Raw genomic sequence first — 14,790 nt, 5'->3', positions numbered from 1 at the left:
CTCAGCTCTCCTGTCGCTGGCGGCGGGTGGTGGGCTGGGTGACCCGGTCGAGCATGAGGCCGAGGCAGACGATGGCCGCTCCGGCGACGAGACCGGTGGCCAGATCGCCCTGGGCGAGGCCGAGGACGACCTCGTAACCGAGGGCGCCGGATCCGACGAGTCCGCCGATGATGACGACGGCGAGGACCAGCACGACCGCCTGGTTGACGGCGAGCAGCAGGGAGGGCCTGGCCAGCGGGATCTGGACCTGGCGCAGTTGCTGGCCCGGGGTCGCGCCCAGCGAACGCGCGCATTCCATCGCCGCCGGGTCGACGCCCCGCAGCCCCTGGGTGGTGATGCGGATGACGGCGGGCAGCGCGTAGACGACCGCCGCAGCGGCGGCGGGGGCGCGGCCGACGCCGAAGAGGGCGACGACGGGGATCAGGTAGACGAACTGCGGCATGGTCTGGAAGACGTCCAGGATGGGGCGCAGCAGTCGCTCCAGGCGTTCGCTGCGGGCCGCGCCGACGGCGACGCCGAAGCCGATGACCAGGGTGACGGCGACGGCGGCGAGCACCTGGCTGAGGGTGTCCATCGAGGGCTCCCAGACGCCGAGGACGCCGATCGCGGCCATGGCGAGGACGGCGGTGGCGGCGGTGCGCCAGGTGCCGATGGTCCAGGCGAGGGCGGCGACGATCAGCAGCACCGACCACCAGGGCAGAGCGGTGAGGCCGCTACGCAGCGGGTTGAGGACGCCGCTGGTGAAGTGGGAGGCGAGGTCGGCGGTGCCGCCGACGACGGGCACCCCGGTGTAGAGGTGGTCGACCATCCAGTCCTTGGCGGTGTTGACCGGTCCGGCGATGGCCACGGTCAGGTCGTCGGGCCACACCTGGCCGTCGGCCGCCCGCCCGGCGCCCGCGACGGCCGCGGTGGCCGCGGCGGCCAGGGACCAGCCGCGCCAGCCGCGCAGCAGGGCCGGGCCGGTGGGCTCGGCGCCGATACGGCGGCCTGCCGCCTCCGTCGTACGGTCCAGGACGACGGCCAGCAGCACGATCGGGATGCCCGCGGCGAGGGCGGCGCCGACGTCCACGGAGGACAGCGCCTGGTAGACGCGGTCGCCGAGGCCGCCCGCGCCGATCACGGAGGCGATGACGGCCATGGAGAGCGCCATCATGATGGTCTGGTTGAGGCCGAGGAGGAGTTCCTTGCGGGCCAGCGGGAGCCGGGCGCTCAGCAACCGCTGGCGTCCGGTGGCGCCGAGCGAGGTGACGGCCTCCATGACGCCGCCGTCCGCGCCGCGCAGGCCGAGCGCGGTGAGCCGGGCCATCGGCGGGGCCGCGTACACGACGGTGGCGAGGACGGCACCGGGCACACCGATGCCGAACACCAGCACCACCGGGAGCAGATAGGCGAAGGCGGGCAGCACCTGCATGGTGTCGAGCACCGGGCGCAGGATGCGGAACACGCGGTCCGAGAGACCGGCGGCGAGGCCCAAAAGCAGCCCCAGCACGACGGAGGCGAGGACGGCGACGACCATCAGCGCGAGCGTCTGCATGGTCGGCACCCACATGCCGAGCAGCCCGCAGAGCAGGAACGACACGCCTGCGGTCAGGGCGAGGCGGACCCCGGCGACGCGCCAGGCGACGGCGGCGGCGAACACGGTGACGCCGGCCCAGCCGAGGGCCAGGAGCACCAGGTAGACGCCGCGTACGGAGAGGACGACGGCGTTGCTGATGTGGCCGAAGAAGTAGAGGAACAACGGGTGGCTGTCGCGGTTGGAGACGATCCAGTCCGTGACCTCGCCGAGCGGGGCGGAGAGGTCGGCGGTCAGCGCCTCGGGCCAGATCCCGCCGCCCCAGCGACCGTGCACGACGGGCACGACGACGGCGGCGACGAGCGCGAGCAACAGGAGCTTCGCGGCGGCGGGACGGTCGCGGAGAGCGGCAAGCGGCCCCCGGCGCCCGCCCGCTGTGGCGGGGCGGGCGGGGGTGGCCTGTGCGGTGGCCATCAGAGGGTCACCTCGCGGGAGCCGTCCGGTGCGTCGGGGGCTCCGGGGGTCCCGTAGGGGAACGGCGCGGGCGTGGCCGCCGCGCCCGGTCCGGACGTTCCGGCGACGACGTCGAGCAGGCAGCCGTGGTCGACGACGCCGACGAGCCGGCCGCCGTCCATCACCCGGGCGACGGGGTCGCCGGAGCGGGAGACCGCTTCGATGGCCTCGGAGACGGTGGCTTCGGGGCGTACGGCCGGACCGCGCTCGCTCTCCCCGGCGAGCGCGGGCCGCATGGCGGTGGCGACGGTGAGTACCTGCTCGCGCGGGACGTCGCGGACGAACTCGCGGACGTAGTCGTCGGCGGGCGAGCCCACGATCTCCTCGGGGGTGCCGAGCTGGACGATGCCGCCGTCGCGCATGAGCGCGATCCGGGTGCCCAGGCGCAGGGCCTCGCTGAGGTCGTGGGTGATGAAGACCATGGTGCGGCCCTCCTCGCGGTGCAGCCGGACCACCTCGTCCTGCATCTCGCGGCGGATCAGCGGGTCCAGCGCGCTGAACGGCTCGTCGAAGAGGAGGACGGACGGGTCGACGGCGAGCGCGCGGGCGAGCCCGACGCGCTGCTGCTGGCCGCCGGAGAGCTGCGAGGGGCGGCGGTCCTCAAGACCGCCGAGACCGACCTTCGCCACCAGCTCCGCTGCCTTGGCGCGGCGTTCGGCCTTGCTCAGCCCCTGGATCTCCAGGCCGTAGGCGACGTTGTCCAGCACCGTGCGGTGCGGCAGGAGTCCGAAGTGCTGGAAGACCATCGCGGCGCGGTGGCGGCGCAGTTCGCGCAGCCGGGAGCGGTCCATCGCGAGGACGTCCTCGCCGTCGATGGAGAGGGTGCCGCTGGTGGGCTCGATCAGCCGGGTCAGACAGCGTACGAGGGTCGACTTGCCGGAGCCCGACAGGCCCATGACGACGAACACCTCGCCCTTGCGGACGTCGAAGGAGACGTCGCGGACTGCGGCGGTGCAACCGGTGGCCTCGCGCAGTTCGGCGGGCGGGAGCGCGGCGTGCTCGCTGCCGGGGACGCGGTCGGCCTTGGGGCCGAAGACCTTCCAGAGGTGGCGTACGGAGAACACCGGGTTCTCGTCGTTTCCGGTGGCCCCTGTGTTCCCGGCGGGCCCGGCGGCCTTGCGGGTCTCGGTTCCGGTCATCGGGCATCGCCTCCGGTGCTGGTGCTGGTTCCGGCGGCCGGCGCGGTCCCGCGCGCCTGGTCCGCGAGGAGTTCGGCGCACTTCTCACCGACCATGAGGACGCCGATCATCGGGTTGACGGCGGGCATGGTCGGGAAGACGGACGCGTCGGCGATCCGGATGCCCTCCAGGCCACGGATGCGCAACTGCGGGTCCACGACGGCCTCGTGGTCGTCGGCGGCACCCATCCGGCAGGTGCCGGCCGGGTGGTAGACGGTGTGGGCGACCTTGCGGGCGTACTCGCTGATGGCCTCGTCCGAGGTGACCTCGGGGCCGGGGCAGACCTCGCGCTTGAGCCAGTGGGCCAGCGGCTCGGTGCGGGCGATCTCCCGGGCGAGCTTGATGCCGTCGACCAGGGTGCGGCCGTCGTAGTCGTCCTCGTCGGTGAAGTAGCGGAAGTCCAGGGCGGGCTTGACCTCGGGGTCGGCGCTCGTGAGGTAGAGGCGGCCCCGGCTGCGCGGCTTGGGGATGTTCGGGGTCATCGACACGCCGTGCTCCAGCTTCTCGTAGCCGAGCCGCTCCGGGTTGTCGGTGAAGGGGATCTGGTAGAAGTGGAACATCAGGTCCGGGCCCCGGGATCCGGGGTCGCGGCGGACGAAGAGTCCCGCGTCGGAGTCCATCGCGGAGTTCTCCGGGATGGGCCCGTCGGTCTCCCAGACGATGACGGACTCGGGGTGGTCGAGCAGGTTCTCGCCGACGCCGGGGAGGTCGTGGCGCACGTCGATGCCGAGGGCGGACAGGTCCTCGCGGGGGCCGATCCCGGAGTGCAGGAGCAGCCGGGGCGTGTCCACCGCTCCCGCGCAGACGATGACCTCGCGGGCGGCGCGCAGCAGGATCTCCTCGCCGTCCTTCGTGCGGACGTGGACGCCGGTGGCGCGGGTGCCGTCGAACTCCAGGCGGTAGGCCCAGGTCTCCAGCAGGATCCGGAGGTTGGGACGGTCTCCGGCCTCGATGTGCGGGTGGAGGTAGGCCACCGACGCGGAGGAGCGCTTGTTGTTCTCGGGGTGGTAGGCGAGGTCGAAGAAGCCGACGCCCTCGTGGAACGGCTTGCTGTTGAAGCTGTCCACGCGCGGGACCCCCGCCGCCTCCTGGGCGGCGTCGACGAAGTCGCGGGCGATGGCGTTGCGGTCCTTCTCGTCGACCGGGACGATGTTGTTGCGCAGCTTGGCGAAGTACGGGTCCATCGCGGCCGCGTCCCAGCCCTCGGCGCCCGCCTCGGCCCACTCGTCCCAGTCGCCGGGCAGCGGCTTGAAGCTGATCAGCGTGTTGTGCGAGGAGCAGCCGCCGAGCACCCGGGCGCGGCTGTGCCGGATGTGGCTGTTGCCGCGCGGCTGTTCGGTGGTGGGGTAGTCGTAGTCGAGGTCGCCGCCGAGGAGGCCGAGCCAGCGGCGCAGGGTCAGCACGTCGTCGCGGTCGATGTCGGTGGGGCCGCCCTCGATGACCGTGACGGTCACGTCCGGGTCCTCGGTGAGCCGGGAGGCGATGACCGATCCGGCGGTGCCGCCGCCGACGATCACGTAGTCGGCCACGGGGCCTTCGGGGTCGGGGACTGCGGTGCTGCGGGGGGTGGGAGGCATCGGTCTGCTCCTTCTGCAAGGTTCGTGCGTGTGCGTGGTGCTGCGAACATCCGGGCGGGGCCCCGGGGTTGCTTCGACCGGGGCTCCGGGGCCTTGCCGTCGCATGCCGTCGTCGCCCGAAGGGCGGCCGGGCGTCGACCGGCAGGTGGGCAGGTGACGACAGGCCCAGCAGGCGTCAGCCGGCGAACCAGCGCTGGGGGCGCGGGTTGAGGTTCTGGTAGATGTGCTTGGACTCGCGGTACTCGGCGAGCCCGGTCGGGCCGAGTTCGCGTCCCGTGCCGGACTTCCCGAAGCCGCCCCACTCGGCCTGCGGGAGGTAGGGGTGGTAGTCGTTGATCCAGACGGTGCCGTGGCGCAGCCGTCCGGCGACCCGGCGGGCGCGCCCGGCGTCGGTCGTCCAGACGGCGCCCGCGAGCCCGTAGTCGGTGTCGTTGGCCAGCCTGATGGCCTCTTCCTCGGTACGGAAGGTCTCGACGGTGAGAATCGGGCCGAAGGTCTCCTCGCGGACCACCTTCATCTCGCGGTGGCAGCCGTCGAGGACGGTCGGGCGGTAGAAGTAGCCGCCCTCGGGGAGTACGTCGCCGGGCTTCGGGCGTTCGCCGCCGGCCCGGACGACGGCGCCCTCCTCGCGGGCGGAGGCGACGTACGCCTCGACCTTGGCGAGCTGCTGGGCGGAGACGAGGGGGCCGCACTCGACGCCGTCGAGGGTGCCCCGGCCGAGGCGGATCGCGTCGGCGCGGCGGGCCAGCTCGGTGACGAAGCGCTCGCTGACCGAGTCCTGGACGATCAGGCGGGCCCCGGCGGAGCAGACCTGGCCGCTGTGGAAGAACGCGGCGTTCAGCGCCTGGTCGACGGCCGTGTCGAAGCCCTCCTCGGTGGCGCAGGCGTCGGCGAAGACCACGTTGGGGTTCTTGCCGCCGAGCTCCAGGGCCACCTTCTTCACGGTCGGCGCGGCGGCCTGGGCCACCTTCGTACCGCTGGCGAGGCCGCCGGTGAAGGAGACCAGGTCGACGTCCGGGTGCTCGGAGAGCCGGGCGCCCACGGGGTCGCCCGCGCCGGTGACGAGGTTGGCGGTCCCGTCGGGGAGTCCGGCCTCGGCGAGCAGCTTGATCAGGTGGACGGTGGAGAGCGGGGTGACCTCGCTGGGCTTGAGCACGAAGGTGTTGCCCGCGGCGAGGGCCGGGGCGATCTTCCAGCTGGCCTGGAGGAGGGGGTAGTTCCAGGGCGCGATGAGGGCGCAGACGCCGACGGGCTCGTGCACGACGATGCTGTGGACGTCGGGGTCGCCCGCGTCGACGACCCGGCCGCCGCTCTCGTTCATCACGAGGTCGGCGAAGTAGCGGAAGGCGCCTGTGACGTCGTCGACGTCGACGCGGCCCTCTTCGAGGGTCTTGCCGGTGTCGCGGCTCTCGGTGATCGCGATCTCCTCGCGGTCCCGCTGGAGCAGCTCGGCGACCCGGCGCAGCAGCCCGGCCCGCTCGGCGACGGGCCGGTGCGGCCAGGGGCCGTCGTCGAAGGCGCGCCGGGCCGCCGCGATCGCCGCGTCGGTGTCCGCCACGCCGCCCTCCGCGACGACGGCCAGGACCGTGGCGTCGGCGGGGTCGAGGACCGGGCGGGTCTCGCCCGATACGGCGGCCCGCCAGGTGCCGTCGATGTGGATGGTGCTGAGCTCCAGCATGTCGTGTTTAGCCTTCCGTGCCTGAAATGCCCCCTCCGGTTTCGGCCAGGGCATCGCATGGCGGGCCGACATCCGGCGCACCAGCGGCCTGGACCCCTCCCCAGTCCGGCAGGATGTATGCCGAGAATTTCACGCAGAGTGATACGCCTCACGCGTGAAGGCTCCGGCGGGGGTGCTTCCCGGGCCCCCTCCCGAGCGGCCCGGTGCCGGTCGGGCAAGTGATCCCGGGGCCGTCGGCCGGTGGCCGCGTGCTCCCGCACCTCCGGCCCCTCCCCGCCTCGTCGGTCGCACCGTCAGCCCAGGAGGACCGGGAAGGCGGCCATGTCGTTCTGCGTCATCACGGGAAGTCTGGTGATCTCCTCGTCCGGGACGGCGAGGCGGAGTCCGGGGAAGCGCGCGAACAGGGCGGGCAGCGCGATACCCGCCTCGACGCGCGACAGGGCGGCGCCGGGGCAGATGTGCGGGCCGTGCCCGAAGGTCATGTGGCGGTTACGGGTGGGGCGGGTGATGTCGAAGGCGTCGGCGTCGGGGCCGTGCTGCTCGAAGTCCCGGCCGATGGCCCGGTAGGAGATGACGACTCCCTCGCCCTTGCGGATCACCACTTCGCCGACGGCCATGTCCTCGGTGGCGAACCGCATCAGCAGATGGGTGGTGGGGGTGTCCCAGCGCAGCGTCTCCTCGATCACCGCGTCCCAGCCGACCTCCCCGTCGAGCACCAGGCGCAGCTGGTCGGGGTGGGAGAGGAGGGCGCGTACGGCGTTGAGGACGAGCCCGATGGTGGTCTCGTGCCCGGCGGCGACCATGGCCTTGAGGTTGCCCACCACCTCCTCCTCGGTGAGCGGTTCGCCGCCCTCGTCGGCCAGGATCAGCGCGCTGGTGAGGTCGTCCGTGGGCCGGGCGGTCTTCTCCCGTACGAGGTCGGTGTAGAAGACGTCCAACTCCGCCAGCAGGGCGAGGCGTTCGTCCTGCGGGGTGAGCATGGAGAAGAATGCCTTGTACTGCCGGGTGAGCATGGCGTGCTGGGATTCGTCGACGCCCATCAGCAGGCCGACGACCTTCATCGGCAGCGGCTGGGCGAACACCGCCTTCAGGTCGACGACCCCGTCGCCGCCGCGTGCGGCGTCGAGGGCGTCCAGCAGTTCGTCGGTGAACTTCTCGATCTCCGGGCGGATCGCCTCCAGCCGACGAGGGGTCAGCGCCTGCGAGGTCTTGGTACGCAGCCGCCGGTGCTCGGCCCCGTCGACGGTGAACATGGAGCGCCCGGCGTCGATCATGCCGATCAGCGGCCATGCACGTGTCACCACTCCGCTCTGCCACAGGCCCCAGGCGTCGATGTCCTTCACCAGCCGCGGGTCGACGAGGAGTTGGCGCGCTTCGGCGTGCCGGGTGACCGTCCAGGCCGGGACGCCGAGCAGGTCGATCCGGGCGAGGACCCCGGCCTCCCGCAGCCGTACGGTCTCGCCGTCCAGGTCCCGGACCATGGGGTCGATGGTGATGACCCCGGCGTTCCGACCGGCTCGGGCGGCTTCGGCGTGCGGGCAGTTCACAACGCGTCTCCTGTCGTGCGTACGGGGGTGAAGCGGACGGGCAGCGCGATCGTGCCGCGCAGGAAGGCGGACGGCCGGCGGACCAGGTCGGTGGCGGGGACGGCCAGTTCGAGATCGGGCAGCCGGTCCAGCAGCACTTCGATGCCGGTGCGGGCGATGATCTCGGCGATCTCCTGGGCGGGGAAGGGGCAGCGGTACTCGCCGTGGCTGAACGCCAGATGGGCGCTGTTGCCGCCCTGCCCGGAGCGGACGGCGGATGCGGTGACCTGCTGCCGGATGTGGGGGTCGGCGTTGGCGGCGCCGAGGCCGAGCAGCAGCATGTCGCCGCGGACGATGCTCCGGCCGCCGAGCCGGGTGTCACGCGCCGCCCAGCGACCGGCCAGGATCTGGGTGGGGCCGTCCTCCCAGAGCACCTCGTTCATGGCCTCGGCGACGCTGTGCCGGCCGCCGGACAGCGCGTCGGCGAACTGGTCCTCGGTGAGCATCAGCCGGGTTGAGTTGCTGATCCAGTCGGCGGTGGTCAGATGCCCGGCGGCCGTGATGGCCATCAGGTCGAGCGCGTACTCCTCGTCGGTGAACGGCCCGGGGTGGGCCAGCATCCGCGAGGTCACGTCGTCGCCGGGCCGGGCCCGCTTGTCCGCGACGAGCCGCTGCATGTGCTCGCCGAAGCGCAGGTGCGCCTTCTGTGCCTCGGGCCCGCCGTCAGCGAGGTCCTTGAGCACGCGTGCGATGTCGGCGCCTTCGTCGTCGGGGAAGCCGACGAGCCGGGCGAGTACGAGGACGGGCAGCGGTTCGGCGAACTCGGCGACGAGGTCGGCGGTTCCCCGGCTGCAGACGGCGTCGATGAGCCGGTCCGCCAACTGCTCGCAGTGCTGCCGGATTTCGAAGGGGTCCACCCCTTCGAGGGCGGGGACGACCATGTCGACGTGGCGGCGGTGCTCGGCCCCGGCGGTGAAGTAGATGGACGGCATCGGGGTCCCCACCATGGGCAGGAGCGGCCAGTCGGCGGGGATGTCGCCCCACTGGTTCCACAGGGAGACGTCCCGGGGGAACAACTCCCCGTCACTGGTGACCTGGTGGAGTTCCCGGTAGCCGATCACCAGCCAGGCGGGAAAGCCGCCGGGCAGCTCGACCGGGACGACGGGGCCGTGCTCGCGCCGCATGGAGCGGTAGAAGTCCTGGGGTTCGGCGTCGGAACCGGGCCCTCCGAGGGCGACGGCGCCCGTACCGGCGCCGATGGGACAGCCGCCGGTACCGGTCGGGGACGCGGGCGTGGCGGACGAGGGGTTCGTCATCGTACGGACTCCCAGTGGCGGCGACTTCGCGCGTTGCGACCATACGATCAACGCGGCACCACTATAAGGAGGTTCTGTGAACCCCTGGGCCCTGTTCGCGCTCATTTTCGATCGTGGTCCCGCCGCTCTACGATCGGGGGCGTGTGCGCAGACGTCATGGTCGCCGAGGACGACGAGAAGCAGGCCGAGCTCGTACGCCGCTATCTGGAACGGGAAGGACACGCCGTACGGATCGTGGGCGACGGCCTCGCCGTGCTCGACGCCGTCCGGCACCGGGAACCCGACCTGCTCGTTCTCGATGTGATGATGCCCCGGGCCGACGGCCTGGACGTGGTGCGGGTGCTGCGGTCCGAGGACCGCGAACTGCCCGTGCTGATGCTGACCGCGCGGTCGACCGAGGACGATCTCCTGCTCGGTCTCGACCTCGGCGCCGACGACTACATGACCAAGCCCTACAGCCCGCGCGAGCTGATGGCCCGGGTCCGCACCCTGCTGCGGCGCACCCGGCGGTCCGCCGCCCCGGACCCGGTGGCCGAGGACCCGGTGCTGCGCGTCGGCACCCTGGTGGTCGACCCGGAGCGGCACGAGGTGTCGGTGGGCGGCCGGACGGTGGAGTGCACCCCGGGCGAGTTCCGGATCCTGGCGGCCCTGGCGGCCGGACCGGACCGGGTGTTCAGCCGGCAGCGGCTCCTGGAGGAACTCCACGGGTTCGACCGCTACATCAGCGCCCGGACCGTCGACGTGCACGTCATGAACCTGCGCAAGAAGATCGAGCGGGCCCCTCGGCGGCCGGAGCGGCTGCTGACCGTCTTCGGCGTCGGCTACAAACTGACGGACCCGGCGAAGGCCGCGGCCCGGCGTGCGTAGGGCTCGTGGGCACGGCGCGCGGCAGGAGCCGGGCCGGGCCCGGTTGCCGCCGCCCCGGCCGGACCGGGCACGGCTGCCGCTGCGGCGCAGTCTGCTGGGGCGGCTGCTCGCCGTCTCCGCACTGGTCGCCGCGTGTTCGGTGGCGGCCACCGCCTGGATCGCCGTACAGACCACCTCGGGCGCGATCAAGCAGGAGCAGGGGCAGAACCTCACCGCGGACGCCCGGATCTACGACACCCTGCTGGAGTACGCCGCCCGCAACCCGACCTGGGACGGGGTCGGGGCGACGGTCCGGAAGCTGGCGCGGGAGTCGGGCCGCCGGGTCGCCCTGACCACGCAGGGCCGTCAGCCGCTCGCGGACTCCGCCACCGGGCCGACCGCCCCGGCGCTCCCGCCGCAGGCGTCGGCCGTGGTCGACCCGTTGTCCGTGGACACCGTTCTGGCGGCGCGCGGGGCCAACGGGCAGGGGACGGCGGCCGACCGGATCGACCCCCGGGCAGTGGGTCCTTTCCGGCTCTCCGCGGCCGACATCCGGGCGTTGCGGCGGACGGCGGACGACAAGGTGGCGTGCCTGAACCGGGCGGGGATCGCCTCGGACGTGGTGGTCGGCGCGAGCGGCCGCCCCCGGGTGCAGATCGTGGGCAACGACCCCGAACGCGCCCTGGGCACCCGCTGCGATCTCGCCGCCCTGGACACGCCCACCCGTTCGGAACGCAAGGCGCTCGACGCGCTCACCGAGCTGGCCGACGCCTGCCTGAAGCGCCAGGGCCGCGACGGCGTACAGCTGAACAACGATCTGTCCTGGGGCGATCCGGCCCCCGTGGCCGTGCCGGCCGACCCCGGGGCGCTCACGCCACGGCCGGTGCCCGCGCCGCGCGACGCCCCCGCGGAGGAGGCCGCGCCGTCGGTCGCGATGCCGGAGCGGACCGGGGAGAACGACCGGGCCATCGCGTCCTGCGTGGGCACGGCCCGGAGCGAACAGCTCAGTTCCTACGTGGCGTCCCCCGCCCTCCTCTTCATCGGTGACGAGGGCGGCGCGACGCTGCCCGGCTTCGATCTCTCCCCGGCGAACACCGCCAGGATCGCCGGAGCAGCCGCGCTCGTACTGGCCCTCACGGTGGGCGCGTCGGTGTTCGCGGGAGCCCGGCTGGTACGTCCGCTGCATGCTCTGACCGGCGCAGCGCAGCGGATGCGGGACGGGGAGCAGTCGGCGTCGGTGCCGGTGTCGGGGGACGACGAGGTCGGGCGGCTGGCCGCGGCGTTCAACGACATGTCGGCCCATCGGGCGCGGCTGGAGGAACAGCGCAAGGCGATGGTGAGCGATGTCGCCCATGAGCTGCGCACCCCGCTGAGCAACATCCGGGGCTGGCTGGAGGCCGCCCAGGACGGACTCGCCGACCCCGACCCGGCGTTCGTCTCCTCGCTGCTGGAGGAGGCCGTGCTGCTCCAGCACATCATCGACGACCTCCAGGACCTGGCGGCGGCCGACGCGGGGGCGCTGCGCCTGCACCCGGAACCCGTCGAGGTCCGGGAGCTGTTGGGCCAGGTCGCCGCCGCGCACCAGGCACGGGCGGAGAAGGCGGGGGTGACGCTCGCCGTCACGACACCCGCCCCTGGCCCGGCGCTGAGCGCGGACCCGGTCCGGCTGCGGCAGGCGGTGGGCAACCTGGTGTCCAACGCCGTACGGCACACGCCGGAGGGCGGGCGGGTGACGCTGCGTGCGTACGTCGCGGAGCCGGACGCCGCCGGGCCGGTCGTTCGCGGGCCGTACGCCTCTGGGCGGGACGCCTCCGGGCCGTATGTCTCCGAGGAGAGCGGCGGCCCGGTCGTGATCGGCGGCGGGACGGTGGTGATCGAGGTGATGGACACCGGATCCGGTATCCCCGCGGACGGCCTCCCCCATGTCTTCGACCGGTTCTGGCGCGCCGAGAAGTCCCGCAGCCGCCGCACCGGCGGAAGCGGTCTGGGCCTGGCCATCGTCCGCAAACTGGTCGAGGCGCACGGCGGCACGGTGGAGGCGACGAGCTCCGAGGGCGAGGGGTCGACGTTCACCCTCCGGCTGCCCGGAAGAGCCGCCGTCCGGCCCCTGATGGGATGACCACAGCGTTCTGACAGCTTCTTCATATCTCCACGCCAGCCTGGCGGCATGCCCCGTCCCCGGTGCGAACCGGCACCCGGGACCGTCACGGGCAAAGTATGGAATGGAGCCATCCGTATGACCGCTTTCCCCTCGCGCACCACCCTGCGCGCCGCCGTCCTCGCCGCTGTCGCGGCCGGCGCGGTGCTGGTCCCGTCCGCCGCCGCCTTCGCCGACGCCTCCCCGAAGCCGTCGGCGCCCGTCGCGGCCACACCGGCCCCGGAGCGGACCGAGGCCGCGGCGGATGCCCCGTCAAAAGCCCCGAGGGACGCCGCCCCGGCGGTGACCCCGCGCGGCGGCGTGGCGGCGGGCGACCGCCCGGCACCCGCGGCGAAGGAGACCGCACCCTCGGAGGCCGCACCGGCGGTGACCCCGCGCGGCGGTGTCGCCGCCGGTGAACGCCCGGCCGGAAGTGGCGACAACAGCACCGCGCTGCTGGCCGGTTCGGCCGGGGCCGCGCTGCTCGCGGGGGCGGGCACGCTCGTGCTGCGCCGCCGCTCGGCGGCCGGCCACAACGGCTGACCCGACCGCTGACTGTGGCGCCGCCCCGCACCGGGACGGCGCCACACCCGTCCCCGAGCCACCCCCGCCCCGATTCCGGAGTCTTCTGTGCCGTCGCCCCGTACGCCCCACCGCTTCCGGCGGACCGCCGCGCTGCTGACCGCCGTCGCGGCCTGCGTCGCCCTCGCCGGATGCTCGTCCGACGAGCCCTCCGCGGCCAAGGCCGCCGCCCCCTCCGCTTCGGCACGGGACGGGGCGGGCTCCGGATCGACCGCGCCGCCCCGGACGGATGAGGCGGAGCGGTCGGCTCCCACCGAGGTCTCCATCCCCTCGATCGGCGTACGGAGCACCCTCATGGAGCTGGGCCTCAACGCGGACGGCACGGTCGAGGTCCCGCCGGCGGAGAAGGGTATGACGGCGGGCTGGTACCGCGGCGGGCCCGTGCCCGGCGCACCGGGCCCGGCGGTACTGATCGGCCACAACGACACCCGTTTCGGCCGGGCCGTCTTCCACGACCTCAAGAACATCGCCGACGGCGCCGAGGTGCTGGTCCGCGACGGGGCGGGGAAGACCCTGCGCTTCACGGTCACGGGGAAGGAAGCGGTCAGGAAGAACGCGTTCCCCACCGAGAAGGTCTACGGCCCGACGAAGGGCAGCACGCTGCGGCTCATCACCTGCGACGGGGAGTTCGACGCGGAGGGCCACCCGGTGGACAACCTGATCGTGTACGGCGCCCTCGCCTGAACCGCGACACGTCCCTGCTGGGCGCGCCCGAGCGGCGGCGCGCCCGGGCGGATGCGTATCCGAGCCGCCGCGTACCCCGAGCCGCGGCGCACCGGAGTCGGCGTTTCCGGCCGGGATCCGGATGGCAGCCGATCGGACAGACTCGTGCCATCCGATGTCTACCCGTGGGTAACTGCCGCTGCTTGGATGGGGGTCGCCCGGTACGCCCCCCACTCGATCCCAGGAGACCCCGTGCCGAACACCGCGTTCCGCCGCCTGACCGGCGTCACCCTGTCCGCCGCGCTCGCCACCGTCACCCTCGCCGCGAACGCTCCGCAGGCAGCGGCTGCCGAGACCCCGTCACTGCGGGTGCTCTCGTACAACGCGTTCCTCTTCAGCAAGACGCTGTACCCCAACTGGGGCCAGGACCACCGGGCGGCCGAGATCCCGAAGACGTCGTTCTTCCAGGGCAACGACGTCGTGGTGATCCAGGAGGCCTTCGACAACGGCGCATCCGACGCGCTGCTGCGCGACTCGGCCGCCCAGTACCCGCACCGGACCCCGGTGGTCGGCCGGAGCAGGAGCGGCTGGGACGCGACGGGCGGCTCCTACTCGGCGACGACGCCGGAGGACGGCGGCGTCACCATCCTCAGCAAGTGGCCGATCGTGCGCAAGGAGCAGTTCGTCTTCAAGGACGCCTGCGGCGGCGACTGGTTCTCGAACAAGGGCTTCGCCTACGCGGTGCTGGACGTGAACGGCGCGCGGGTCCATGTCGTCGGCACCCACGCCCAGTCGACCGACCCCGGCTGCTCGGCGGGCGAGGCGGCGCAGACGCGCAGCCGGCAGTTCAGGCAGATGGACGCGTTCCTCGACGCGAAGAACATCCCGGCCTCCGAACAGGTCGTCGTGGCAGGCGACTTCAACGTCGACGGGCACTCGGCGGAGTACGCGTCGTTCCTCTCCGACGCCGGCCTGACCACCCCGGACTCCCGGACGGGCCACACGTACTCCTTCGACACCCGCGACAACTCCATAGCCTCCGAGCGCTACCCCGACGACCCCCGCGAGGACCTGGACCACGTCCTGCACCGCACGGGCCACGCCAAGCCGTCGGGCTGGAAGAACGATGTGGTCAAGGAGCAGAGCACCCCGTGGACGGTGTCCAGCTGGGGCAAGCAGTACACGTACACGAACCTCTCCGACCACTATCCGGTGATCGGTTCCGGCCAGTGACCGCGACGACCCACTGCGCCGAACGGTC

The 14,790-nt window shown here is 73.0% G+C and carries 11 protein-coding genes; 5 read left to right on the top strand and 6 right to left on the bottom strand.

Annotated features, from left to right (window positions below; genetic code table 11):
- Position 1: 1 nt before the first annotated feature.
- The 6 genes from RNL97_RS28310 to RNL97_RS28285 form a co-directional block, all read right to left on the bottom strand.
- Positions 2 to 1,987, bottom strand: a complete 1,986-nt coding sequence (locus RNL97_RS28310; RefSeq protein ID WP_030582676.1) for an ABC transporter permease — start codon at positions 1,985 to 1,987, stop codon at positions 2 to 4.
- The gene (locus RNL97_RS28305; RefSeq protein WP_030582680.1) at positions 1,987 to 3,165 is read right to left on the bottom strand and encodes a quaternary amine ABC transporter ATP-binding protein; all 1,179 of its coding nucleotides are present in this window, start codon (positions 3,163 to 3,165) and stop codon (positions 1,987 to 1,989) included. Before RNL97_RS28305 ends, RNL97_RS28310 begins: the two co-directional genes overlap by 1 nt.
- Positions 3,162 to 4,781: a GMC family oxidoreductase gene (locus RNL97_RS28300; RefSeq protein ID WP_030582683.1), complete on the bottom strand. Its 1,620-nt coding sequence runs from the start codon at positions 4,779 to 4,781 to the stop codon at positions 3,162 to 3,164. The genes RNL97_RS28305 and RNL97_RS28300 overlap by 4 nt, the downstream gene beginning before the upstream one ends.
- Positions 4,782 to 4,956: 175 nt before the next feature.
- A complete protein-coding gene (locus tag RNL97_RS28295; RefSeq protein ID WP_243315826.1) occupies positions 4,957 to 6,459 on the bottom strand; it encodes an aldehyde dehydrogenase family protein in 1,503 nt (500 codons plus the stop codon).
- Between the two features lie 293 nt (positions 6,460 to 6,752).
- The gene (locus tag RNL97_RS28290; protein WP_243315825.1) at positions 6,753 to 8,006 is read right to left on the bottom strand and encodes a cytochrome P450 family protein; all 1,254 of its coding nucleotides are present in this window, start codon (positions 8,004 to 8,006) and stop codon (positions 6,753 to 6,755) included.
- Entirely contained in the window at positions 8,003 to 9,301 is a 1,299-nt protein-coding gene (locus RNL97_RS28285) for a cytochrome P450 (RefSeq protein WP_030582692.1), read from the bottom strand. The genes RNL97_RS28290 and RNL97_RS28285 overlap by 4 nt, the downstream gene beginning before the upstream one ends.
- Before the next feature lie 156 nt (positions 9,302 to 9,457).
- Between RNL97_RS28285 and RNL97_RS28280 the strand changes: the two genes are divergently transcribed.
- The 5 genes from RNL97_RS28280 (at position 9,458) to sph (ending at position 14,762) form a co-directional block, all read left to right on the top strand.
- Entirely contained in the window at positions 9,458 to 10,168 is a 711-nt protein-coding gene (locus RNL97_RS28280; RefSeq protein WP_030582695.1) for a response regulator transcription factor, read from the top strand.
- Positions 10,161 to 12,266 carry a sensor histidine kinase gene (locus RNL97_RS28275; protein WP_374115180.1) on the top strand — a complete coding sequence of 702 codons (2,106 nt, stop codon included), beginning with the start codon at positions 10,161 to 10,163 and terminating at the stop codon, positions 12,264 to 12,266. Before RNL97_RS28280 ends, RNL97_RS28275 begins: the two co-directional genes overlap by 8 nt.
- A gap of 117 nt (positions 12,267 to 12,383) precedes the next feature.
- A complete protein-coding gene (locus tag RNL97_RS28270) occupies positions 12,384 to 12,827 on the top strand; it encodes a hypothetical protein (protein ID WP_030582702.1) in 444 nt (147 codons plus the stop codon).
- Between the two features lie 87 nt (positions 12,828 to 12,914).
- Positions 12,915 to 13,550 (top strand): class F sortase, encoded by a 636-nt coding sequence (locus RNL97_RS28265; protein WP_243315824.1) that lies wholly within the window; start codon positions 12,915 to 12,917, stop codon positions 13,548 to 13,550.
- Positions 13,551 to 13,781: 231 nt separating this feature from the next.
- On the top strand, positions 13,782 to 14,762 hold the full coding sequence (gene sph / locus RNL97_RS28260; protein WP_243315823.1) for a sphingomyelin phosphodiesterase: 981 nt from the start codon (positions 13,782 to 13,784) through the stop codon (positions 14,760 to 14,762).
- The last annotated feature ends 28 nt before the right edge of the window (positions 14,763 to 14,790 follow it).

This window comes from Streptomyces parvus (genome assembly GCF_032121415.1).
Taxonomy (GTDB): Bacteria; Actinomycetota; Actinomycetes; order Streptomycetales; family Streptomycetaceae; genus Streptomyces; species Streptomyces globisporus_A.
This window is presented reverse-complemented; position numbering and strand designations above follow the sequence as displayed.

Bases quoted from the DNA above. Each gene is read 5' to 3' on its own strand.
- RNL97_RS28305 (WP_030582680.1), bottom strand. From the start codon at position 3,165: ATGACCGGAACCGAGACCCGCAAGGCCGCCGGGCCCGCCGGGAACACA.
- RNL97_RS28310 (WP_030582676.1), bottom strand. From the start codon at position 1,987: ATGGCCACCGCACAGGCCACCCCCGCCCGCCCCGCCACAGCGGGCGGG.
- RNL97_RS28285 (WP_030582692.1), bottom strand. From the start codon at position 9,301: ATGACGAACCCCTCGTCCGCCACGCCCGCGTCCCCGACCGGTACCGGC.
- RNL97_RS28280 (WP_030582695.1), top strand. From the start codon at position 9,458: ATGGTCGCCGAGGACGACGAGAAGCAGGCCGAGCTCGTACGCCGCTAT.
- RNL97_RS28300 (WP_030582683.1), bottom strand. From the start codon at position 4,781: ATGCCTCCCACCCCCCGCAGCACCGCAGTCCCCGACCCCGAAGGCCCC.
- RNL97_RS28270 (WP_030582702.1), top strand. From the start codon at position 12,384: ATGACCGCTTTCCCCTCGCGCACCACCCTGCGCGCCGCCGTCCTCGCC.
- RNL97_RS28295 (WP_243315826.1), bottom strand. From the start codon at position 6,459: ATGCTGGAGCTCAGCACCATCCACATCGACGGCACCTGGCGGGCCGCC.